Source organism: Aeromonas bivalvium, assembly GCF_000819765.1.
Taxonomy (GTDB): domain Bacteria; phylum Pseudomonadota; class Gammaproteobacteria; order Enterobacterales; family Aeromonadaceae; genus Aeromonas; species Aeromonas bivalvium.
In genome coordinates this window covers 39,561-62,079 of the sequence record NZ_CDBT01000017.1, presented here as the reverse complement: position 1 = coordinate 62,079, position 22,519 = coordinate 39,561, and the positions used below count along the sequence as shown (strand labels likewise).

The window sequence follows — 22,519 nt, the reverse complement described above, 5'->3', positions numbered from 1 at the left end:
GCTCCCCTCTTGTTTATCCGCTCCTCACCTGATCATCAGGGGGTCAGCTCACCCCGCAGGGACTGCTGCATCAGCTCGCGGATGCGCGGGGCCGGCAGATCCTGGCTCAGCAGGAAGTGCAGCTTGGTGAGCGCCGCCTCGGCTGTCATGTCAAAGCCCGAGATGACCCCGGCCCGGGAGAGGGCATTGCCGGTGGCATAGCCCCCCATGTTGACCTTGCCGTGCAGGCACTGGCTCAGGTTGACTATGATGACGCCCCGGGCAGATGCCTCGGAGAGCAGCGCCAGCATGGCCGGGTTCTGTGGCGCATTGCCCACCCCGAAGGAGAGCAGGATCAGCGCCCGCACCGGCTGTTGCAGTATGTTGGCGATCACTTCCGCCGAGATGCCCGGATAGAGGGTCACCACGCCGATGGGCTGGGGGGTGATGTCGTGCAGCACCAGGGGAGCCTGGCAAGGGGTGCCCAGCTCGCCCGCCTCCACGGAGATGGCGATCCCGGCGTTGAGCAGGGGCGGATAATTGGGGGAGTCGAAGGCGTGGAAGCCGTCGGCGTGCACCTTCTTGCTGCGGTTGCCGCGATAGAGCTGGTTGTTGAAAAACAGCGTCACCTCGTGGATCGGGTAGTTGGCCGCGATGTAGAGGGCGTTGAGCAGGTTCTGCTGGCCGTCGGAGCGCAGCTCGGCGAGCGGGATCTGGGAGCCGGTGATGATCACAGGTTTGTGCAGATCTTCGAGCATGAAGGAGAGTGCCGAGGCGGTGAACGACATGGTGTCGGTGCCGTGCAGGATCACGAAGCCGTCGTACTTGTCGTAGTTGTTCTTGATGTCCTCGGCAATACGCTGCCAGTCCGCCGGCGTCATGTCGGAGGAGTCGATGAGCGGCGCATATTCGTGAATATGGTAATCCGGCATCTCGGGCCGGTGAAACTCGGGCATCCGCGCCAGACAATCTTCCATGAAGCCCGCCATCGGCACATAACCGTGGTCGGAGCGCTGCATCCCTATGGTGCCGCCTGTGTAGGCGATGTAGATAGACTTCTTCACACCCTCTCCTCATCTGGGCTGGAAACCGGCGAATTATAGAGTTTAGCGCCGACAAAGACAGCCCGAACGGGCGGAAATCGGGGATGTATCACCTAATTATCCGCCGGCAACAAACAGATAATAATGTCAACAAACCGTAGCTTTTCGGTTACATAACCAAGAAATTTGGATGTTACTAGTGCTTTTTGCTAATATCGCCGCCGTTATCACAAAACCCACATCCGCTGCGCCCACCCAGCTGGGCCCGACAGACCCGTAATACCACCATCGGGTCGGGCAGATTTGCCCCTCTTTTTTATGACGCCAGACCGGTATGGAGCACCTTCCATGCCCTGGCCATGCGGTTTCAATCCCGGCTGAATCTGTGCGTCTTCCCGCGGGGAGACACAGCCAATCACCATGGGAGTACTCAATGTTACAACTCGATGCCTATGCCACCCTGGTGGCCGCCACCCTGGTCCTGTTGCTCGGTCGCCTGCTGGTCAACCGGGTGGAAAGATTGCGCGCCTTCAACATTCCCAAACCGGTCGCAGGGGGCCTGCTGGTCGCCCTGGTGCTGCTGACGCTGCGCTCGGCGGCCGGACTCGAGGTGAAGTTCGACACCAGTTTGCAGACCCCCTTGATGCTGGCCTTCTTCGCCTCCATCGGTCTCTCCGCCGATCTCGCCAGCCTCAAGCGGGGTGGCCGGGCCGTGTTCACCTTCCTCGGGGTGGTGACTGGCCTGCTGCTGATGCAAAACGGGCTGGGGGTGGTGCTGGCCAGCCTGATGGGGCTGGATCTGCACATGGGGCTGCTGGCGGGCTCCATCACCCTCTCCGGCGGCCACGGCACGGGCGCCGCCTGGAGCGCCACCTTCACCGACAAGTACGGGGTCCAGTCCGCCGCCGAACTGGCCATCGCCTGCGCCACCTTCGGCCTGGTGCTGGGGGGGCTCATCGGCGGCCCGGTCGCCCGCTATCTGGTCAAGAAGGTGCAGGTGCCCGGTGAGGAGCACAACCTGGACGAGGTGCCCCAGGGCTTCGAGATGCCGGAGACGGAGCGGCGCATCACCACCTTCAGCCTGGTCGAGACCCTGGCGCTGATCGCCATCAGCCTCAAGGGGGGCGAACTGCTCTCCCAGGGGCTGCTCGGCTCCGCCTTCGAGCTGCCGGTGTTCGTCTGCGTGCTGTTTGTCGGGGTGCTGCTGCGCAACGTCCTGACCCTGCTCAACTGGCACGAGGTGAGCGATCGGGAGGTCTCCCTGCTCGGCAACGTCAGCCTGTCGCTCTTCCTGGCCATGGCGCTGATGAGCCTGAAACTGTGGGATCTGGCGAGCCTGGCCCTGCCCATCTTCGTGCTGCTGGTGACCCAGACCCTGGCCATGGCCCTCTACGCCATCTTCGTCACCTTCCGGGTGATGGGCCGCAATTACGACGCCGCCGTGCTGGCCGCCGGCCACTGCGGCTTCGGCCTGGGGGCCACCCCGACGGCGATTGCCAACATGCAGGCGGTCACCATGCGCTTTGGCCCCTCCCACCTGGCCTTCCTGGTGGTGCCCATGGTGGGGGCCTTCTTCATCGACATCATCAACGCCATGGTGATCAAGCTGTTCATGGCGATGCCCTTCCTTTCCTGAGGCCAGGGCCGCTGCGTCCACAAAAAAACCGCAAGCCAGAGGCTTGCGGTTTTTTTGTTGTCCGGCACCGGGTGCCTGCTTATTTGCACGCCTCGCTGGAGGCGGAGTTGAGGTAGCTCACCTCCCCCTTGGGCGCGTAGTCGGCCGCCTGGATCACCTGCTTGGCGGCGAGGAAATCCTTGAGCACGGCGGCATCCACCAGACCGGCATTGACGGTGTCTATCTTGGGATAGCCATCGCCACCGGCGGCGCTGAAGCTCGGGATGGTGAAGCTGTACTGGGCGCCGGCATCGAACGGCTTGCCGCCGATGCTGGTGATGCTGACCGACTTGGCCTGGCAGTCCACCGCCATCTCTATCCCGCCAAACTGGGCATAGCCCCCGGTGTTGCCGGTTTTGGTGGCCACCTGACCCAGATAGCTCACCAGCTCGCTGCCCGGCATCACGGCCTTGTTGACCGTGTTGCCGAACGGATGCACGGTCAGCACGTCGCGATAGGAGATGTCCCCGGCCTGGATGGAGGCGCGCACCCCGCCCGAGTTGACGATGCCAAAGTCGGTGCGCAGGGTCTGCGCGGTGGCCGTGGTGATGAGGCGACCCAGGTTGGTCTGCCTGTTGCGCACATTGGCGCGCTCCCCATCGAGCAGGCCGTCGGTGGATGCGATCACCACTCCCAGCTCCTGGGCTCCCTTGTCCTGGTAGACCTGCAACACCCCTTCCAGGGCCGGATCCCGCACTATCTCCTCCTGGATGAAGGCGCCTTGCTCGTCCTTGAGGTTGACCGGGATCAGCTCGTAGCTGGTGAGGGTGAAGTTGCCATCCTGGTAGTCAAACTGGGCGCGCCCCACATACTTGCCCCACTCGTGGGCCTGCATGATCCAGGTGCCATTTTGTTGATCAGGCTGGCAATCGTCACCGGGCTTGAAGTCGGCATACTGGTTCGCCACCCCGGTCTCCATGCAGACCGGATTCTGGGAGTGGCCGCCAATGATGGCATCCAGCTTGCCTGCGGGCAGCTGACGGGCCATCTCCACGTCCCCGGGAGCATTGCTGCCGTGGGCGCCATCGGCGTAGTGACCCATGTGGGTAATCGCGAAGATGACATCGGCCGAATTGCCCTGCTTGATGCCGTCTATTACCCGCTCCACTTCCACCTTGGGATCGCGAAATTCCAGGTTGAGCACATTATTGGGATCCACCAGCTGGGCGGTATCTTCCGTGGTCAGGCCAATAACGGCGACCCGCAGACCATTTTTCAGTTTGAATATCTTGTAGGGATCGAAATAACGCTGGCCTGTCTTCTTGTCATATATGTTGGCCGAGACCATGGGGAATTTGGCCCATTGCCGCTGCAGTTCGAGAATATCGAGGGGATTATCGAATTCATGGTTTCCGACCGCCATGGCGTCATAACCGATATGGTTCATGGCAATAAAGTCCGGCTCGGCATTTTGCAGATCCGACTCGGGCACACCGGTATTCACGTCCCCGCCCGACAGCACCAGCACCTCGCTGTCGGCGGCCTTGGCTTCGGCTCTCAGCCGGTCGACCAGGGTCTTCTGGGCCGCCATGCCATATTCGCCATCCTCGTTGTGCCAGAAGCGACCATGAGTATCATTGGTATGCAGCACGGTGAGCTTGCACACATTCTCGACACAGGGCTCGCTCTCATTCTTGGAGGTATTGCAGCCCGTCATCGCTGCCAACACGGCCAATGCCAGGGTTCCCTTTATCAAATTATGTTTCATTCCTTCACACCTTGATTTTGTTAGTATTCAGCCTGACCATTCCAGTCTTGGTCGCGGGCAATATATCAACCTTTGATATCCAATCGGCATCCTGGCTGAAAAAAATGACATAAGTGTGATCCGGCATTATTTCCCATTCGAACAATCGAGCGGGAAAACGTTTATCTTCGTTTGATGCTATCCCCGGCCGATATAAGATGCTCTGCCCCGCTGGCCCTGAGTGTGCAATAATGCGGCCCCATCCCAGTGGAGCAACCCATGGCCAAATACGACAGACCCTCCCCCGAGACCCAGCAGGCGGCCCTCAAGGTGGCCCGCGCCAATCAGAAGCCGGGACAGACCAAGGAGCAGACCCAGCTCATCGCCCAGGGCATCCAGAAGGGGATCGAGGAGTACAAGAAGCAGATGAAGGCCCGTGCCCGGGAGGCCAATCGCCTGAAGAAGCAGCAGAGCCGCGGCGCACCATCCCCCCATCCCGAGCAGGAGCAAGAGGTCGAGGTGATCGAGGTGAGTCGCCAGCATCCCCTGCCCTGGCTGCTGCTGGCCTTGAGCTGGCTGGGCTTCGCCGCCTGGCACTGGCTGACCTGATCCCTGGCGATGCGCAAACCTTTGCCTGGGATCCCCCTCACAGGGCCAAGCTGCCGGGCTGGTCAAGGCGCCATGGCACTGGTTAAATCCCGCCCCTCACCCAGACCCGTCCCCTTACTCATCCACAGGAGTGCACCATGAATCCGGCTCCCCTCTATCTGCTGGCCCCCCTGACGCTCTTTATCGTCACCCTGGTGCTCTATCGCATCTCGCCGCTGCGCGCCGTGGCCTCGGGCAGTGCCCGCTGGTTCATCCTGCCCGCCTTCACCCTCTTCATCCTGCTCATCGTCATCAACAACGCCGCCAACCCGGCCCTGCGCAGCCCAGGATTTCACTGGCTGATGCCGGGACTCGGCTTCGCCCTGTGCCTCTTCCCCGCCCTGCCCAAGGCGCTGGTACCGCGCCTGGCGATCAAGGAGGGGGCCTTCGCGGCCCTTGGCCTGATGCTGATGAGCCTGGCCATGGTCTACTGACAGCATGGATTGACCCGTTTTTCATAGCGGAAGAGGCGCTCTGTGACGGGCACCTCTTGTACAAACCCTGGCCGATGGGCATCTTGGTGAGAGGATCGCCAGCCAGGAGGCCAGATGCACAACCCGCCTGATTTCATGGCGCAGTGGGATTACCAGGATCCCGCCGCCAGCGCCCAGCGTTTTCAAACTCTGCTGGCCGAGGCCCACACCGCCGACCTGCAGTACGAGCTGGAGCTGCTCACCCAGCTAGCCCGCACCCATTCCCTGCAACGCCAGTTTGCCCAGGCGCACCAGCTGCTCGACCAGATAGAGCCCCGCCTCACCGATGCCACCCCCCGCGCGCGCCTGCGCACCCTGCTGGAGCGCGGCCGCACCTTCAACTCCGCCGGCGACAAGGCCAGTGCCAGGACACTGTTTGAACAGGCCTGGCAACAGGGGCTCAGGCACAAGGAGTTTTATCTCGCCATCGATGCGGCCCACATGGTGGCCATCGCCGCCCCGCTGGAGGAGCAGAGCCGCTGGCACCAGCTGGCGATGGAGCTGGCGGAACGCAGTACCGATCCCAAGGTGCGCGGCTGGCTCGCCACCCTTTACAACAATCAGGGCTGGACCCAGTTCGAACTGGGCCGCCTGGAAGAGGCCAGCCAGTGCCAGCAAAAATGCCTGGCCTGGCACCAGCTGCACAACAATCCGGCCAAGGCCTTCATCGCCCGCTGGAGTCTGGCCCGCATCCAGCGAGCCCGGGGCCTGCATCAGGAGGCGCTGGCCGATCTGACCCAGTTGCAGGTGGACATGGCCGCAGCCGGTGCTCCCGAGGATGGCTATCTGTTCGAAGAGCTGGGGGAAAATGCGCTGGCACTCGATGATCCGGCCGCGGCCGAATACTTCGCCCGCGCCTGGTTTTTGCTGTCGCAAGATGGCTGGCTCAAGGCCAACGAAGCAGAGCGGCTGAACCGGCTCAAGCGGCTGGGCAAGCTCTAAACCACGTTTACAGCAGCAGCGGGGCGGCCAGTTGGCCGCCCCGTTCACCTCCCAAGGATGACGAATCATGGCCGCCCTGGGGATATTGCCGTTACTTATACCCGGCTCGCCTCTTCCCAGCTCTGTTTCTTGCGATAGATGGTGGAGGGACTGATCTCCAGCAGGGCCGCCGCCTTGGGAATATTGCCGTCGCAGCTGGCGATGGCCTGCTCTATGGTCTCCTTCTCCACCAGCCAGAGCGGACGGATCGGGGCATTTGCCTGGGCGGGGGCAACGCCGCCGGTCGCGGTGGCCAGGGCGGCGCCGGCCTGCAGGCTGCGCCCTCCGTTGAGGGGGGGCGGTAGTATGGCCGAGCTCACCAGCTCGCTGTCGTTGAGCACCACTATGTTGCGCACCACGTTTTGCAGCTCGCGCACGTTGCCGGGCCAGGGATAATCGAGCAGCACCCGCGCCGCCTCGGCGTCGAAATCCTTGAAGCGCTTGTTCTCTTCCCTGGCGTAGTTCTGCAGCAGGTTGCGCGCCAGCAGCAGTATGTCCTCGCCACGCTCGCGCAGGGGGGGCAGGCTGAGGGGGATCACGTGGAGTCGATAGTAGAGATCCTCGCGAAAACGCCCCGCCTTCACCTCCGCCAGGGGATCCCGGTTGGTGGCGCAGACGAAGCGCACATCCACCGTCTCCAGCTTGCCGCTGCCGACCCGTTGCAGGGTGCCGGTCTGGATGAAGCGCAGCAGCTTGCTTTGCAAGTCGAGATCCATCTCGCAGATCTCATCCAGAAACAGGGTACCGCCATCGGCCAGGCTGGCGGCCCCCTTGCGATCCCCCTGGGCCCCGGTAAACGACCCCTTCACGTGGCCGAAGATCTCGCTCTCCATCAAGTCATGGGGAATGGCGGCACAGTTGAGGGCGATGAAGGGGCGCTCGCTGCGGGGGCTGCACTGGTGAATGGCCTCGGCGCACACCTCCTTGCCGGTGCCGCTCTCCCCGGTGATGAACACGGTCGCCTTGCTCGGCGCCGCGCTCTCTATGATGCGATAGACCGCCTGCATCGGCAGGGAAGCGCCGATGAAACCGGCGAAGGAGCTGCGCTCGAAGTTCTCCCGGTATTGGGCCACCAGGAAGCTGAGCTGCTGATGGTTGACGGCGTTGCGCACCGTGGCGCACAGTCGCTTGCCATCGAAGGGCTTGGTCAGAAAATCGAACGCCCCCAGCCGCATCGCCTCCACCGCCACGTCCACCGAGCCGTGCGCCGTGATCACCACCACGGCGCTGGGCAGCTGCTGCTCGGTGATCTGCTGCAAGATGTCCATCCCGGACATGTCCGGCAGCTCCAGATCGAGCAGCACCACGGTCGGCGGCTGGGCCAGCATCAACTCGATGGCTCGCTGCCCGCAGTCGGCGGACATGACTTCATACCCCTCCTGACGCAGGTACTGTTCGTAGACCACGGCCAGGCTGCGGGTGTCTTCCACCAGCAGTACGCGAGGTTTGTTTTCCGCCACGGCGATTCATCCTTGCGATTGATTTGCTTGTTTATTTTGCTGGGCTATCGCCATGGACTCAAGCCTGCGATCGCCTCTTTCTTGTACTCTGTCCGGCAAGCACCCGTAAAAACGGCTCCCGAAGGAGCCGTTTCACATCTCAGCCGTCGCCTTACTGCTTGGCAGCGGCGTCCGCCTTGGCGGCATCCCCTTCGGCGGCAGGCGCTTCGATGGCGAGCAGCTCGACATCGAATTCCAGCACGGCATTGGCCGGGATGGAGCCGGCACCATGCTCGCCATAGGCCAGCTTGGAGGGCAGGAAGAACTTGAACTTGGAGCCAACAGGCATCAGTTGAACGCCTTCGGTCCAGCCCGGGATCACCTGGTTGAGCGGGAAGGTGGCCGGCTCGCCACGATCGACGGAGCTGTCAAACTTGGTGCCGTCGATCAGGGTCCCCGTGTAGTGCACCTTGACCACGTCGGTGGCCTTGGGCTTGGCGCCGTCGCCCATCTTCTCGACCTGATACTGCAGGCCGGATTCGGTGCTCTTCACCCCTTCTTTCTTGGCGTTGGCGGCCAGGAACTCTTCACCCTTCTTCAGGTTCTCCTCGGCGTCCTTGTCGGCCTTGGCCTTGGTCAGCTCGTTGATCTTGGCATCATAGGCCTGCAGTACCTTCTGGATCTCTTCATCCTTCATGTCTGCCTTCTTGTCCAGACCGTCGGTCACCCCCTTGAGGATGACGGCGTTGTCCAGCTTGATACCGAGCTCTTGCTGACGCTCCAGGGTGTTGGCGATATAGCGACCCATGGAGAGGCCAATTGCATAACCAGATTGCTCTTCAAAGCTCTTGGCATCCGCCTTGGGCGCCTCTGCCGGCTGGCTGGCTTCTGCCTTGACCTCTGCGGTGTTGGTTGCAGCAGGTTTCTCATCTTTTTGGCAAGCAGTCAGACCTACGGCAACCGCCGCGGCCAGCAGGGACACCTTCAGAAAATTGTTCATCAGTTTCTCCAAAACTCTAAATACCGCTCTCGGTTCCTTCGTGAAATGAGAGGTTTATCGTGATAAGCGCCTTATACTAACGCCGGGATCCCAGGTAACGAAAGCATGAGACAGGAAAAATGATAAAAAGTGCCATTTATCTGATCGGGGTTTGTCTGATACTGACCGGCTGCAATTCCGAGTCTGCCTCGGATCGCCAGATCCCCCTCTCCAGCGCCGGTGCGGTGAGCGCCGATCTGAGCCAAGATGGCAAGCTGGCACTGGTCTCCAGCATAGAGCAGGGCACCCTGGCCTGGGATCTGGAACACGATCGGCAGTTGTGGCGCTGGCGCCTGTCGGACAAGCCGCAGGAGCAGGTCTTCATCACCCGCTTCGGCCCGGGGGCGAGCCATGCGGTGATCGCGAGCCTGGAGACCTTTGCCATTTGGCGACTGGATAATGGCCAGGCCGAGGGCTACTACTCCCTGCCCGAATCCAAACTGCGCGACATCGCCATCTCGAGCGACGGCCGCGCCGTGCTGATCGGCCGCGAGGATGGCAAGGCCGAGCTGGTGGACACCCAGAGCGGGCGCCGGATACAGTTTCTCGGCCACAGCGAGCAGGTCAACAGCGTGGATCTCTCCCCCAATGGCCGCTACGCCCTGACCGGCGGCAACGACTACAGCGCCTACCTGTGGGATACCCAGAGCGGCCAAGTGCTGCACCGCTTCAATCACCAGGGTCGGGTGGTGATGGTGCGCCTGGACGAATCTGGCCGCTACGCCTTCACCGCCGACAGCCGCAGCGGCCGCATCTGGGATCTGGTCAGCGGCAAGGAGCTGAGCCGCCTCGACAAGTCATCCCGCTTCGAGGTCTACACCAGCGCCCGCTTCGCCAACCAGGGCAACTGGCTGATCACGGGCGCCCCGTCGCGCAAGCTCACCCTGTGGCGAGTCAAGGATGGCAAGGCCCTGGCCAACTGGCAGGTGGCCCCCCGCCCCGGGGTCAAACCCCCTAGCGCAGTGGTGTACGCCGCCGCTTTGCGCGACAATGGCCACCTCGTCAGCGCCAGCTCCAGCGGCCTGGCGGAAATCTGGACCATCAAGTAAGGACCTAAAGGCCCATGAGTCAGCAACTTAACGATCGCATCGAGACCCTGGAAAGCCGCCTCGCCTTCGCCGAATACACGGTGGAGCAGCTCAATGACGAGGTCACCACCCAGGGCCGCGAGCTGGATCGACTCAAGCACCAGATCCAGCTGCTGGTAGATAAACTGCAGGGCGTGCAGCCAAGCCAGATCGCCAGCATGGCCGAAGAGACGCCGCCGCCCCACTACTGAGCCCGTCCCTTCGCCCCATAAAAAAACCCGCGACAGTCGCGGGTTTTTTTATCATGGGGTCAGGCCCGGGGATCAGTGCTGGTGGCCCTTGCTGCCGCAACCGCCACCACCGCAGCAACCGCCCTGCTCCTCGGCGTCATCATGGCTGTGGCCATGGTGACCGCCGCCACAGCAGCCGCCCTCGTGATCATGGTCGTGATCATGGTGATGACCGTGGTCATGGCCACAGCCACCGGCACCGTGCACATGGCCGTGCGCCAGCTCTTCTGCGGTCGCGGCACGCACCTCTTTGACTTCCACCTTGAACGCCAGGGTCACGCCGGCCAGCGGGTGGTTGCCATCGACCTTGACGAAGGATTCGGAGACTTCCACCACGGTCACCGGGCGGTGGCCATCGTCGGTCTCGGCGACGAACGTATCCCCTTCGGACACTTCCATGCCGTCGAACAGTTCGCCCGGCACTTCTTGTACCAGGGTCTCGTCGTATTCACCGTAAGCCTGGGCCGGGGCCAGGGTCACTTCGAAGGCATCGCCCACACTGCGCCCTTCCAGCTCGGCCTCGAGGCCGGAGACCAGATAGCGAGTGCCATGCAGATAGACCAGAGGCTCCTTGCCGATGGTGCTGTCGATGACTTCACCGTGCTCGTCGGTGACCGTGTATTCCAGCGTAACTACGCTCAGGGGAGCTACTTTCATGTCAGTGATCCTGCGAATGAGAGAAAAAACCGCCCCAGAATACCCTAAAATGCGGGGCAAGCATATGGCGCGACCCGAGCCCGTCCCTGAGATGCACCGCCGGCAGCGTCATCATTCCGGCCGAAAGACGCCGATCACCTGCTCGGCCTGGCGGCTCGCCTCGGCCACCGCCTCCTGGGTCTGCACCTGGGTATCGCCACACTGGACGCAGGTCACCTTCTCGACTCCATGCTCCAGATACAGCATCATGGTGTCCATTTTGCCGCACGCCGGGCATGTCGCCCCGGCAATGAAGCGTTTTTTACGTCTGGTTTCCATTTTTGTTACCTCCGGGCAGCATCATATCAGGATTTACTCATGCATCACGCCATCGAATGTCAGCATTTTTCCCCCCGCTACCTGCACGCCGGTGCCCGCAAGCGAGCCCCCATGGGCCAGTTGCTGCATCTGGTTCAGGGTGCGGCCCTGCTGCGCCTTGGCCAGCATGAGCTGCTGCTCCCCGCCGGCAGCGCCTTCTGGCTGCCGGCCGAGGCACTGGCGGCCTTCACCCCCCTGGCCGGTTGCCGCTATGTCCGCGTACGCTGCTCCCTGCGTCTGCCCCAGCCGAGCCAGGCGGGCTGGCTGACACCCGGCCCCCTGCTCAGCTGTCTGCTGGAGAGCCTGACCGACTGGCAGCGGCCACGGGAGTGGCAGGGCCCCTATGGTCAGCGCCTGCAGGTGATCCACGATGAGCTGCTGCACCATGCGCTCCAGCCTCAGGCCCATGACGCACTGCAGCTGGCCTGGCAGGCCCTGGCCCGGGGCGAGGAAGGGACCGAGGTCAGCTGGAACCGGCTGGGCGGCGCCCTGGTCGATGCCGATGCCCTCGTCAGCCAGTGGCAGCTGGTACAGGCCCTGCGCCTGCTCAAGGGGGGCAACAAGGCTGACACCCTCCCCGGCAAGCTGGGTCTGACCCCGGCGGCGCTGGAGCAGGCCAGCCTGCGCTGGCTGGGCTGCCCCCTCGCCGACAGTCTGGCTGGATGAGGAGGATCCCTGGCCGCCACCAGGGAAGATTACAGATTTTCCGAGTGCGGTCGCTAACAGTGCAGGGCCGCCTTGAATGAACCCGGGTCCGCACCGTTTTGCCCTTATTCTCTCGACCACAGGATTTTTGCCATGAAAAGCAAGGCCAACCAATCCCAGGGGATGTTGCTGTTTCACCTCGCCGCCCGACAGTCATTCGCCATCGGCACCCTCAAGGTGAAGGAGATAGTGCCCTATACCCGATTGACCGCCCTGCCCCACGCACATCCGACCGTGCTCGGCGCCGCCAACATGCGCGGCACCACCATTCCCGTCATCGACATGGCGATGGCGGTGGGCTATCGACGCATCAGCGAAGAGGAGATGGCGAACTGCTTCATCATCATCACCGACTGCCGTCGTACCCTGGTGGGCTTTCTGGTCCGTGGCATCGACAAGATCACCGAGTGCAACTGGCGCGACATAGAACCCCCTCCCGCGGCCCTTGGCAGCAATGTGTTCGTGACCGGGGTGACCCGGGTGGGCGATCAGCTGATCCAGCTGCTCGATGTGGAACTGATCCTGTCGCGGGTCTATCCGGACGACCCCAGCCACCTCTATCCCGTGCTGACCGACGTGCAGCGCGAGCGCATCAAGCCGATGCGGATCCTGCTGGTGGACGACTCAGCGGTAGCCCGCAAGCAGCTCACCGCCGCCCTGGACTACATCAACATCCCCTATGAGGTGTGCACCAATGGCCGGGATGCTCTGACCCTGATGCAGGAGCGCGCCAGCCGGGGCACCCCCATCGACATTCTGGTGAGCGACATAGAGATGCCGGGACTCGATGGCTACGAACTGGCGTTCGAGGCCCAGAATGATGCCCGTCTGGCCCGGGCCTACATCATCCTGCATACCTCGCTGTCGAGCGAGATCAGCGTCGAGCAGGCCCATCAAGTCGGTGCCCACGAGGCGCTCACCAAATTCGAGGCCAATGAACTGGTCCAGGCCATGTTGCGCGGCGCCGAGCATCATGACAGCCTGGTGAGCCAACCCTGAAGCGACCGGGATCAAAATGCTGACCGAGAGTCATTTTCGCGCCCCCTGGTGGGCCCGCAACCCCCACCTGCAGACCATATTGCCCAAGTGGCTGCGCCGCCGGCCAGCGCGCTACATCGCCGAGCGTTTCGAGCTGGCGGACGGCGACTTCGTCGATCTCGCCTGGAGCGGCCCCATCAGCCCGGACACTCGTCCGCTCATCGTGCTGTTTCACGGGCTGGAGGGCAGCGTGGAGTCCCACTATGCCCGCGGCATGCTGCAACACCTGCAACGTCGGGGCGACCAGGCGGTGCTGATGCACTTTCGCGGCTGCAGCGGCGAGCCCAACCGCCATCTGGGGGCGTATCACTCCGGCGCCATCGAAGATGCCCAGGCACTGATCACCGAGCTTGCCCGTCGCTTCCCGGGCAAACCGCTGCTGGCGGTGGGTTACTCCCTGGGGGGCAACATGCTGGTCAATCTGCTGGCCCGGGCCTGTCCCCCCGCCCTCAAGGCGGCGGCCGTGGTCTCGGCCCCCATGCGGCTCGATGCCTGCTCGCACCGGATCAATCAGGGCTTTTCCAGGGTCTATCAGCGCTACCTGCTCGGCACCATGCGCGCCCACCTGCTGCGCAAGCTGGCGTGCCATCCCCAGGCCGGCGCCCCGTTTCTTCCCCGAGACATCAAGGCCATTCGCACCCTGCACGAGTTCGACCAGAGGGTGACGGCTCCCCTGCACGGATTCGACAGCGCCGAGCACTACTATCAGATCTGCTCCGGGCTGCCGCTGCTGGCCCGGATCCCGGTGCCGACCCTGATCCTCCACGCCGCCGATGATCCCTTCATGACCCGGGAAGTGATCCCGCGCCCGGAGCAGCTCTCACCCCAGGTACGCTATGAACTGAGCCAGCAAGGCGGTCATGTGGGCTTCGTCTATGGTCCCCCCTGGCGGCCGCGCTTCTGGCTGGAGGAGCGGCTCGGCCAGTGGCTCGACGAGCAGGGTCAGGCCGCCCCATAACTGTCTCGCCCCTGCTCCTTGACCCGATAGAGGGCCTCGTCGGTGCGCTGCAGCAGCATGGTCAGCGTCTCTCCCGCTTGCCACTGGGCGATGCCCTGGCTCAGGGTGAGATGGGGCGCCACCTCTGACCCTGCGTGGGGCAGTGCCCGGGCCGCCAGGGTCTCGCGGATGCGCCTTGCCACCTGCAGGCCGCCAGCCTTGTCCGTCTCCTGCAGCAGCACCACGAACTCCTCCCCCCCGTAGCGGGCCACCAGATCGCCGGGTTCCCGCACGCTCTCCTCCAGGCACTCGGCCACCAGGATCAGGCACTCATCCCCGGCCTGATGGCCGTAGTGATCGTTGTAACGCTTGAAAAAATCCACATCGAGCAGGATCAGGGTCAGCGGCATCTCCAGGGTCACCCCCTGGGCGATGGCCCGTTTGCATACCTGATCGAAGTGACGGCGATTGGCCAGCCCGGTGAGGGGATCCTGGTGAGCCAGGGCATCGAGTCGCTGCAGCATCAGCCGCTGTTCATGCTCCCGGTTGACGGCCAGCACGAACCAGTTCTTGAGCATGCGCCGCCCCGTCTCCAGCACCACCAGCAACACCAGCAAGGACGCGACGAATGCCAGGGGAGAGGCCACCGTCTTGAGCAGCAGCATGCTGGCGAAGCCGAGCAGGATAGGCAGGCAGAAGCCGTAGAGGGCCCGGCTCACGGGGTAGAGGGCGATGAGCCCCAGCAGCAGCAAGGTGGCCGCCAGGGCGGGTTCCAGCACACTCCTGCCCGGCAGCTCGCTCTTGAGCAGGGCGTAGATGACGCCAGCCCAGAGGCAGCCCCATATGAGCGCCAATATGCCGACACTCTGGTGCCAGCGCGGCAAGGACAAGTGGCGCAACCAGAGCCAGATCGCGGGCTGCAACAACAGCAGCAAGACTATCAGCCAGAGCTGGGCACTCAATTGCCAGGGCAGCGCATGCTCGACCAGCAGGTGCATCTCCTGCATCACCCGTACGTGAAAGAGCAGGAAGAGGGCGATGAGCAGCTGCACCCCCCAGATCCAGAAGGTCCCCTTTCTCAACGCATCACGGCCGGCCTGCTCGAGCAGGCGTTGCAACTGAGGTGAATGACGACGACTGGACAATAGCGGCATAAGCCCTCCCCATGGACGAAAAACAGTTTGCAGCGCAGCCCCCCTGAATCGACAATGACGCATTCCCCTTCGAGAGCATACCCATGATCATTCCCTGGCAGAGCCTGGAGCCCGATACCCTGCAACGGCTTGTTGAGCAATTTGTGTTGATGGAGGGTACCGATTATGGCGAGCAGGAGTCCACTCTTGCCGACAAGGTTGAGACGGTTCTCACCCAATTGCGCCAGGGAGTGGCGGTGATCGTCTACAGCGAGCTGCACGAAAGCGTGAACATAGTGCCCGCCGATCGCTTCGATTCATCGTGGACAGAGAGCCCTTAACCGGTACATTCTCCCTATCGATCCAGACGGACAACCCCTGCTGCGCGGGGGCAACAGCAAGGAAACAGACCCCAATGTCGGCCAAGCACCCCATCATAGCGGTCACCGGTTCATCCGGTGCAGGTACCTCCACCACCACCAATGCCTTTCGCTCCATGTTCCACCAGCTCGGCTACCAGGCGGCGGTGATCGAGGGCGACAGCTTTCATCGCTACACCCGTCCCGAGATGGACGTCGCCATTCGCAAGGCGCGGGAACAGGGGCGCCACATCAGCTATTTCGGCCCGGAGGCGAACGACTTCGCCCTGCTCGAATCCTTCTTCCAGCGCTACGGCCAGGATGGGACCGGCCAGTACCGCCGTTATCTGCACTCGTTCGATGAGGCCGTCCCCTTCAACCAGATGCCGGGCACCTTCACCCCCTGGCAGGATCTGGCCAGCGAGACGGACCTGATGTTCTACGAGGGGCTGCACGGCGGCGTGGTCACGGCGGATCACAACGTGGCCCGCCACGTCGACTTTCTCATCGGCGTGGTGCCCATCGTCAACCTGGAGTGGATCCAGAAGCTCATCCGCGATACCTCGGAGCGCGGCCACTCCCGCGAGGCGGTGGCGGACTCCATCGTGCGTTCCATGGACGACTACATCAACTTCATCACCCCGCAGTTCTCGCGCACCCATATCAACTTCCAGCGGGTGCCGACCGTAGACACCTCCAACCCCTTCAGTGCCAAGGTGATACCCAGCCTGGACGAGAGCATGCTGGTGATCCGTTTTCGCGGCATCAAGAACGTCGATTTCCCCTATCTGCTGTCGATGATCGATGGCGCATTCATGTCCCGAATGAATACCATTGTAGTCCCCGGGGGCAAGATGGGCTTCGCGATGGAGCTGATCCTGCGCCCCCTCATCCAGCAACTGATCGAAACCGGCAAGATCACCTGACCCGAGGCGACCCCCATGCGCACTATCTTGAGAACCCCCTGGCCACTCCTGCTGCTTGGACTGGTTGGCTTGCTCGGCGGCTGCAGCAGTGGCCACCAGGCCCCCGTGATCGACATGGGCACCCAGGTGACCCGTCCGGCCGAGCAGTGGCCCTTCCCGGCCCAGCCCCGCTACGCCCTGGCCGAGCAGTACCAGTATTCGGGGGCGAGCGCCGAAGGCTGGCTCGCTCCCCTGCAACAGGCGGTGGCGCTATATCTCGATGGCAAGGGCTGGCGCAGCGCCCCCCTCGATGAGGCCGATATCTGGGTGGCGATCGGCGTCGCCGGCGCCCAGGACATCAGCGACGAGGCGCTGTTCGCCCGCCTCGGCATGAATCCTGGGGTACAGGCCAGGGCTGGCGCCCGCAAGGGGACCCTCGCCATCATCATGCTGGATCGCCAGCGGCAACAATCGGCCTGGAGCAGCGTCATCCAGCTCACCACGGATCAGGCCATTGCCGAATCACAGCGGGCGGCCTTCAGCCAGGAGCTGGTCGACAAGATGCTCCGCACCCTGCCCTGAGCCCGCATCCAGCCCCCGCAAATGACAAAGGCCTGCATGGTGCAGGCCTTTGTCCGTGCTGATAGCCGTTACAGCCGGGTACAGTTGAGCAGGGTGACCCCCTTCTGGGTCAGGGTCAGCTGATCCCCCTGGATCCAGAACATGGTGACCCCGTCCGAATAGCGGGCACTCTCTTTCTCGGATTCGACCCGGCCCAGCTTCTGGTAGACCCCGTTCAGGGGAAATTGCACCATGTCGGCCTGGGGGTCATAGGTCACCGCCAACATCTCTTCACCACACTGATACTGGTTATATTGGTACTGGGTCGGTTGCGGCGAGCTACAGGCTGCCAGTCCCAACACGGGGATCAGAGCGACTAGTTTCTTCATTGCACTTTCCTTTTGTGATGACGAGAGAAGCGGGTTATCAGGCCTCAATGATTTGATAACTATGGGTAATTTCGACAGCTTTTTCCAGCATCAGGGAGACGGAGCAGTACTTCTCCATGGAGAGGGCGACGGCGCGAGCCACCTGTTTCTCGGCCAGCCCCTGGCCCGTGACCACGAAGTTCAAGTGGATCTTCTCAAACACCCTGGGCACAGTCTCGGCCCGCTCCCCCGAGAGATCCACATGGCAGGCGCTCACGTTCTGGCGTGCCTTCTCCAGGATGGAGACCACATCGATGGAGCTGCAACCACCCACCGCCAGCAGGATCAACTCCATCGGACTGGCCCCCTCACCCGGGTTGGCGCCGTCGAGGATCAGCTGGTGACCAGACTCGCTGTGACCCACAAACTTCATCCCTTCAACCCAGTTGACCTTGGCTTTCATCTTCATTACCTCATGCATGATACGAGTGTCCCGGCGGACGCGATGCCATAGCATACCCCAGCCGAGGCCGTCCCTGCACCCGGCCGAGGCGTCGACATCACCACAAGCCAGCGCAGGCTAGATCAAAATCAAGGTTTGTGGCGGCCAAGTTCCCTAGAATGCCCTGTCCAGTGCGGTAGCCAGCGCCCAAAGGAGGCCCTAAGCCTTGTCAGCACCGGCAAAGGCTCTTATCCTACTGCGACTGACACAAGGAATGGCAAGATTGGCAGCTTGCACGGACGCACGAGTCCATAAAAAGACACTACAGAGGAAATCTCATGGTCATTGGCAAACCGCAAAGCGATCCCACCCTGGAATGGTTCTTGTCGCACTGCCACATTCATAAGTATCCCGCCAAGAGCACCCTTATCCATGCGGGTGAAAAAGCGGAGACCCTCTATTACATCGTCAAGGGTACGGTGGCCGTCCTCATCAAGGACGATGAAGGCAAAGAGATGATCCTCTCCTATCTCAACCAGGGGGACTTCCTCGGCGAGATGGGCATGTTTGAAGAGAACGACAACCCGGAGCGCAGCGCCTGGGTGCGCGCCAAGGGTGCCTGCGAAGTCGCCGAGATCTCCTACAAGAAGTTTCGTCAGCTGATCCAGGTCAATCCCGAGATCCTGATGCGTCTCTCCGGCCAGATGGCGCTGCGCCTGCAGCACACCAGCCAGAAGGTCGGCAACCTGGCCTTCCTCGACGTGACCGGCCGGATCGCCCAGACCCTGCTCAACCTGGCCAAGCAACCGGATGCCATGACGCACCCGGATGGCATGCAGATCAAGATCACCCGTCAGGAGATTGGCCAGATCGTCGGCTGCTCCCGGGAAACCGTCGGCCGCATTCTCAAGATGCTGGAAGAGCAGGAGCTCATCTCGGCCCACGGCAAGACCATAGTGGTGTTTGGCACCCGCTGACCGCGGTCAGCCCCAGGACAAAGGCTGCCGAGGCAGCCTTTTTCGATCCGGGCGCCGCACCTGCCCGGGTCGCGCCAAGATAAAACCCGTCGGGGCCGCCCTTTTCGGCGCAATCCCCCTATAATGCCCCCCAATCAGGCTCGGCACTCCCGTCAGCCTGCCAGCCCCCTTGATCGGAACGAGAAGCCATGCACCTGCAATGTCCCCGCTGCCGTCACCCCTTGCATCTTCACCAGGCCAGCAAGGGCCGCTACTGTGATAACAAGCACCACTTCGATCCGGCGCCAGAAGGCTACCTGGACCTGATCCCCGGCAAGAAGAATCCCAAGGACAGCGACAGCCGCGCCCTGATGCGCGCCAAGCGCCACTTCCTGGAGCAGGGCCACATGCAGCCCCTGGTCGACGCCATGGCCGGCCTGCTGACCCCCCTCGGCGAGCGTGAGCTGATCCACCTCGACTGCGGCGAAGGCTACTACTGCCGCGCCCTGGCCGAGCGTCTGCCCGGTTGGGGTTTCGCCGGGGTGGATCTGGCCAAGAATGCCATCTTCGCCGCCAGCAAGGCGCAGCCCGAGGCCAGCTTCGTCATCGCCGATCCGGCCCGGGCGCCCATCATGCCGGGCACCGCCCAGCTGCTGCTGGTCAATGACCTCAGGGTCAAGACGGAACAGCTGCATGAATGGCTGGCGCCGGGCGGTTATCTGCTCCATCTGCAGCCAGGCCCCCGCCACCAGTGGCAGCTGAGGGTCAGCCTCAATCCGGTCAGCATGGAGCATCCCCTGAGCTGGCCCGCCCTGGCCGGCTTCGACCCGCTGGCACAGCAGCGCTGCCAGTTCTCCCTGACCCTGGATCAGAAGCTGCGTGGCTTCGTGCTCGAGACCAGCCGTCTCGGCTGGCGCGCCGACGCCGAGCAGCGCCACCGGTTCATCCAGCAGGGCCCGGAGCAGCTCGAGCAGGATCTGCTGCTCAGCCTGTGGCAGAAGCCGCGCTGAGACGCCCAATAAAAAAGGCCCGAACGGGCCTTTTTTTATGGTCGTGGCATCCCTGCTGCTCCCAGCAGGGGCCCTTGCGGGGATCCCGCGCAACCGTCTGGATCAGTTGCAGCTGGCAGCCCCCTGATCCAGCCAGACGGCGGCCACACCGGGCTCATCCCCACGACTCCAGTACTGGGCTTTCCAGCTGCGGCCGTTATGGGTGGTGAGATCTCCCGCGTTGTAGGCCACGGCGGCATCCCAGCCCAGTTGCACATTGCTGACCAGCTTCCACTGATCGGCACTGCGGCTCGGCTCGTTGCCCTGGGTCCAGTACTTGGCCTGCCACACCAGCCCCTGATGGCTGACCTTGTCGCCGCCGTTATAGGTGGCGCTGGCCTGCCATGCCGGCCAGTTGGCGGCATCCGGATCCGTGGCACCACAGTCACCGCCACTCACCGGGGTCACGGTGAGACGGGTGCTGGCCTGGGTGTCCAGGGCACCGTCGGTGACGGTCAGGGTCAGATCATAGGAGGTCGCCGCCTCCACCGCCGGGCCTGTCACCACCAGGGTGGCGCTGTCCTGACCGGTGGCGCTCAGGCCGGCGGGCAGGGTCCACTGATAGCTCAGGGCATCGCCGTTGGGATCGCTCGCCTGGGCCTGGATGCTCACCTGCTTGCCGGACTCGACGCTGACCGTGGCGGGCAGAGTCAGGGTCGGTGCCTGGTTGGGCTGCGGTGCCTTGTTGGTCACCACCACGCTGTCCTTGGCCGTCAATCCTTCACCATCGGTCACCGTCAATTCGAAGGTCAGGGTGACATCCGCACTGACGCCATCGAGATTGAAGCTGGCCTTGGCCTGATCGGCACCGCTCAGTGTCACCTGAGGGCCGGAAAGCTGACGCCAGCCATAGGTGAGGGTGGTCCCTTCCGGATCCCGGGAGGCGGAACCATCCAGGGTCAGGCTGGCCGGGCCGGTCACGGTCAGATCGGCCCCGGCATTGGCAATGGGCGGCTTGTTGACGGGAGCCGTGCCATCCCCGTGGCCCAGCCCTTCGTGCATGGCGTTGAGGATGTCGCCGTTATCCGAGTCGATCTCCCAGGCGAACAGACCGCCGAGCTGATTGGCCTGCACGTACTGCCCCTTGGCCTTGACCGAACGGTCGTTGTCGAAGGTGATGAGATCCCCCGTGCTCGCCTTGAACACATAGGGGGCCTCGGCCACCTCGTCATAACCCTGCTCCCAGCCGGCGCCCATGTAGTCGTTCACTATCTGGCGATAGTCCACCACGCCGTTCTCCCAGGTGCCCTTGACCGGGCCGGTGGCGGTGCCGGTGAAGGGGTTGCCCGCCTGATAGCCGCTCACCCCGGTCCAGCCACGGCCATACATGGCGGCGCCGACCACTATCTTGCCCGGGGTCACCCCCTGATCCAGCAGGGCCCTGACCCCCTTGTCCGTGGTGTACTTGGTGTCCGGATCCCAGCTTGCCGCAAACAGGTTGGTCTGGTGACCCAGCTCGGCATTGGTCCAGGCACCATTGAAGTCGTAACTCATCAGGAAGATGTGGTCCATGTACTGCTGGGCCGCCTGATAATCGACCTTGGCTATCTTGTCGCCACCGGCGCTGATGGCCGAGGTGAGCTCGTACTGGCGACCCGTCTCGGCTTCCAGCTCGTCGAGCATGGCCCGCAGCTCCTGCATCAGGGTCACATAGGTGGCCCCATCGCTCGGGGCGCCGAGGTCGGGGTTGGCACCCGATCCCCCCGGGAATTCCCAGTCGATGTCCACCCCGTCGAAGAACTTCCAGGTCTGGAGGAACTCCTTGACCGAGGCGACGAAGGTATCGCGCTTGGTCTTGTCACCGAGGAAATAGAAGGGGTCCGAGAGGGTCCAGCCGCCCACCGAGGGCAGGATCTTGAGGTCGGGATGGGCCTGCTTCAATGCCATCAGGTTGCCGAAGTTGCCCTTGTAGGGCTCATCGAAGTCCTTGAGGTTGCCCTGGGGCATCTGGATGGCGGCCCAGGGATCGTGCATGGCCACCTTGAAGTCGGCGCGACCGGCGCAGGCGCGCTGCAGCGCCTCGAAGCTGCCCTCTATGCTCTTGAGGCCATCATTGATTCCATTGCCGCCGCAGATGGGGGTGAAGCCATAGAGGATGTGGGTCAGGTTCTGGGCCGGGATCTTGTCCACCGTGAACTTGCGGCCATAGACACCCCACTCCACGTAATAGGCCCCCACCACCTTGCCGGACTTGTTGACGTAGGGTTTGTTGTTCTCTTGCAGCGGGGCGTTGAGGGGCACCAGGTGGCTGCCATCTGTGTCGGCGACCACTATCTCCTTGGGATCGGAGCGGGTGCAGCCATCGGCGTTGCACAGCTCGATCTGCATCTGGTAGCGACCGCCCTTGGTCACCTTGAAGTTGGCGGTGCCGGAGGCGCCGGACGGGCCGCTCCACACCTCGACGCCGTCCAGCAGCACCTTGGCGGTCTGGCCCACGTCACCGGACCAGAGGTTCCAGCTCACGCTGACCGGCGCGCCGTCGGCATGGACGGTCACCAGCTTGTTGTAGGCGGTGGCGGCCTGATCCACCTCGACGATGGCAAACTTGGTCTCACCCCAGCCTATGGTGGGTTTGCCCGGGGCGGCAGCCTGCACCGAGGCGGCAAAACTGCCGGCGACCAGGAGGGCCAGCAGGGAAGGTTTTGGACTTAACATGTTGAATATCCTTATTTCGTTTCTCATTTTGGTCACGAAAAAGGCAACGCATGTCAGACAGGTAACACAGACAACATCCCCGCCCCGGCTTGGCGTCCGGTGGGAAACACAACCC

Annotated in this window: 24 protein-coding genes; 14 read left to right on the top strand and 10 right to left on the bottom strand. The window is 63.0% G+C overall.

Features of this window, described 5'->3' with window-relative positions:
- Positions 1–35: 35 nt before the first annotated feature.
- Positions 36–1,043 (bottom strand): asparaginase, encoded by a 1,008-nt coding sequence (gene ansA / locus BN1119_RS06710; protein ID WP_041995570.1) that lies wholly within the window; start codon positions 1,041–1,043, stop codon positions 36–38.
- A gap of 412 nt (positions 1,044–1,455) precedes the next feature.
- On the opposite strand from ansA, the gene gltS reads away from it, so the two are divergent.
- The gene (gltS, locus tag BN1119_RS06705; protein ID WP_041995567.1) at positions 1,456–2,658 is read left to right on the top strand and encodes a sodium/glutamate symporter; all 1,203 of its coding nucleotides are present in this window, start codon (positions 1,456–1,458) and stop codon (positions 2,656–2,658) included.
- A gap of 79 nt (positions 2,659–2,737) precedes the next feature.
- Here the strand turns inward: gltS and ushA are convergent, their stop codons facing one another.
- On the bottom strand, positions 2,738–4,405 hold the full coding sequence (gene ushA / locus BN1119_RS06700; protein WP_041995563.1) for a bifunctional UDP-sugar hydrolase/5'-nucleotidase UshA: 1,668 nt from the start codon (positions 4,403–4,405) through the stop codon (positions 2,738–2,740).
- Positions 4,406–4,663: 258 nt separating this feature from the next.
- Here ushA and BN1119_RS06695 point away from each other — a divergent pair, with 258 nt between their 5' ends.
- The 3 genes from BN1119_RS06695 (at position 4,664) to BN1119_RS06685 (ending at position 6,447) form a co-directional block, all read left to right on the top strand.
- On the top strand, positions 4,664–4,993 hold the full coding sequence (locus BN1119_RS06695; RefSeq protein ID WP_041995561.1) for a DUF2956 domain-containing protein: 330 nt from the start codon (positions 4,664–4,666) through the stop codon (positions 4,991–4,993).
- 137 nt (positions 4,994–5,130) lie between these two features.
- Entirely contained in the window at positions 5,131–5,466 is a 336-nt protein-coding gene (locus tag BN1119_RS06690; RefSeq protein WP_041995558.1) for a hypothetical protein, read from the top strand.
- Positions 5,467–5,580: 114 nt separating this feature from the next.
- Positions 5,581–6,447 (top strand): tetratricopeptide repeat protein, encoded by an 867-nt coding sequence (locus BN1119_RS06685; protein ID WP_041995556.1) that lies wholly within the window; start codon positions 5,581–5,583, stop codon positions 6,445–6,447.
- 95 nt (positions 6,448–6,542) lie between these two features.
- Here BN1119_RS06685 and BN1119_RS06680 read toward each other — a convergent pair whose 3' ends face one another.
- Complete coding sequence (locus BN1119_RS06680) at positions 6,543–7,946, bottom strand: sigma-54-dependent transcriptional regulator (RefSeq protein ID WP_041995553.1); 1,404 nt, start codon at positions 7,944–7,946, stop codon at positions 6,543–6,545.
- A gap of 151 nt (positions 7,947–8,097) precedes the next feature.
- Positions 8,098–8,925, bottom strand: coding sequence for an FKBP-type peptidyl-prolyl cis-trans isomerase (gene fkpA / locus BN1119_RS06675; RefSeq protein ID WP_041995550.1), 828 nt, complete (start codon positions 8,923–8,925; stop codon positions 8,098–8,100).
- Between the two features lie 119 nt (positions 8,926–9,044).
- Here fkpA and BN1119_RS06670 point away from each other — a divergent pair, with 119 nt between their 5' ends.
- Entirely contained in the window at positions 9,045–10,013 is a 969-nt protein-coding gene (locus tag BN1119_RS06670) for a WD40 repeat domain-containing protein (RefSeq protein WP_041995548.1), read from the top strand.
- A 14-nt stretch (positions 10,014–10,027) separates the two neighbouring features.
- Complete coding sequence (locus tag BN1119_RS06665; RefSeq protein ID WP_041995546.1) at positions 10,028–10,243, top strand: SlyX family protein; 216 nt, start codon at positions 10,028–10,030, stop codon at positions 10,241–10,243.
- 72 nt (positions 10,244–10,315) lie between these two features.
- On the opposite strand, the gene BN1119_RS06660 is transcribed toward BN1119_RS06665, so the two are convergent.
- Positions 10,316–10,939, bottom strand: a complete 624-nt coding sequence (locus tag BN1119_RS06660) for an FKBP-type peptidyl-prolyl cis-trans isomerase (RefSeq protein WP_041995544.1) — start codon at positions 10,937–10,939, stop codon at positions 10,316–10,318.
- A gap of 111 nt (positions 10,940–11,050) precedes the next feature.
- Complete coding sequence (locus BN1119_RS06655; RefSeq protein WP_041995542.1) at positions 11,051–11,257, bottom strand: YheV family putative zinc ribbon protein; 207 nt, start codon at positions 11,255–11,257, stop codon at positions 11,051–11,053.
- A gap of 39 nt (positions 11,258–11,296) precedes the next feature.
- Here BN1119_RS06655 and BN1119_RS06650 point away from each other — a divergent pair, with 39 nt between their 5' ends.
- The 3 genes from BN1119_RS06650 to BN1119_RS06640 all read left to right on the top strand — a co-directional run bounded on the left by BN1119_RS06650 (position 11,297) and on the right by BN1119_RS06640 (position 13,997).
- Positions 11,297–11,962, top strand: coding sequence for a hypothetical protein (locus BN1119_RS06650; RefSeq protein WP_041995540.1), 666 nt, complete (start codon positions 11,297–11,299; stop codon positions 11,960–11,962).
- Positions 11,963–12,094: 132 nt separating this feature from the next.
- Complete coding sequence (locus tag BN1119_RS06645) at positions 12,095–13,000, top strand: chemotaxis protein (RefSeq protein WP_041995538.1); 906 nt, start codon at positions 12,095–12,097, stop codon at positions 12,998–13,000.
- A 16-nt stretch (positions 13,001–13,016) separates the two neighbouring features.
- Positions 13,017–13,997: a hydrolase gene (locus tag BN1119_RS06640; RefSeq protein ID WP_041995536.1), complete on the top strand. Its 981-nt coding sequence runs from the start codon at positions 13,017–13,019 to the stop codon at positions 13,995–13,997.
- Here BN1119_RS06640 and BN1119_RS06635 read toward each other — a convergent pair.
- Positions 13,982–15,130, bottom strand: coding sequence for a GGDEF domain-containing protein (locus BN1119_RS06635; RefSeq protein ID WP_041995534.1), 1,149 nt, complete (start codon positions 15,128–15,130; stop codon positions 13,982–13,984). The genes BN1119_RS06640 and BN1119_RS06635 overlap by 16 nt on opposite strands.
- 83 nt (positions 15,131–15,213) lie before the next feature.
- On the opposite strand from BN1119_RS06635, the gene BN1119_RS06630 reads away from it, so the two are divergent.
- The 3 genes from BN1119_RS06630 (at position 15,214) to BN1119_RS06620 (ending at position 16,955) form a co-directional block, all read left to right on the top strand.
- Entirely contained in the window at positions 15,214–15,450 is a 237-nt protein-coding gene (locus tag BN1119_RS06630; RefSeq protein ID WP_041995532.1) for a YheU family protein, read from the top strand.
- 74 nt (positions 15,451–15,524) lie between these two features.
- On the top strand, positions 15,525–16,394 hold the full coding sequence (locus BN1119_RS06625) for a phosphoribulokinase (protein ID WP_041995531.1): 870 nt from the start codon (positions 15,525–15,527) through the stop codon (positions 16,392–16,394).
- Between the two features lie 15 nt (positions 16,395–16,409).
- Positions 16,410–16,955, top strand: a complete 546-nt coding sequence (locus BN1119_RS06620) for a DUF4136 domain-containing protein (RefSeq protein WP_041995529.1) — start codon at positions 16,410–16,412, stop codon at positions 16,953–16,955.
- Positions 16,956–17,023: 68 nt separating this feature from the next.
- Here the strand turns inward: BN1119_RS06620 and BN1119_RS06615 are convergent, their stop codons facing one another.
- Entirely contained in the window at positions 17,024–17,323 is a 300-nt protein-coding gene (locus tag BN1119_RS06615) for an MliC family protein (protein WP_041995527.1), read from the bottom strand.
- 37 nt (positions 17,324–17,360) lie between these two features.
- Complete coding sequence (locus BN1119_RS06610; protein ID WP_041995939.1) at positions 17,361–17,765, bottom strand: OsmC family protein; 405 nt, start codon at positions 17,763–17,765, stop codon at positions 17,361–17,363.
- A 317-nt stretch (positions 17,766–18,082) separates the two neighbouring features.
- On the opposite strand from BN1119_RS06610, the gene crp reads away from it, so the two are divergent.
- The gene (gene crp / locus BN1119_RS06605) at positions 18,083–18,721 is read left to right on the top strand and encodes a cAMP-activated global transcriptional regulator CRP (RefSeq protein ID WP_041995525.1); all 639 of its coding nucleotides are present in this window, start codon (positions 18,083–18,085) and stop codon (positions 18,719–18,721) included.
- A gap of 188 nt (positions 18,722–18,909) precedes the next feature.
- Positions 18,910–19,710 (top strand): putative RNA methyltransferase, encoded by an 801-nt coding sequence (locus BN1119_RS06600; RefSeq protein ID WP_041995523.1) that lies wholly within the window; start codon positions 18,910–18,912, stop codon positions 19,708–19,710.
- 102 nt (positions 19,711–19,812) lie between these two features.
- Here the strand turns inward: BN1119_RS06600 and BN1119_RS06595 are convergent, their stop codons facing one another.
- Positions 19,813–22,404, bottom strand: coding sequence for a glycosyl hydrolase family 18 protein (locus BN1119_RS06595; protein ID WP_041995521.1), 2,592 nt, complete (start codon positions 22,402–22,404; stop codon positions 19,813–19,815).
- Between the last annotated feature and the right edge of the window lie 115 nt (positions 22,405–22,519).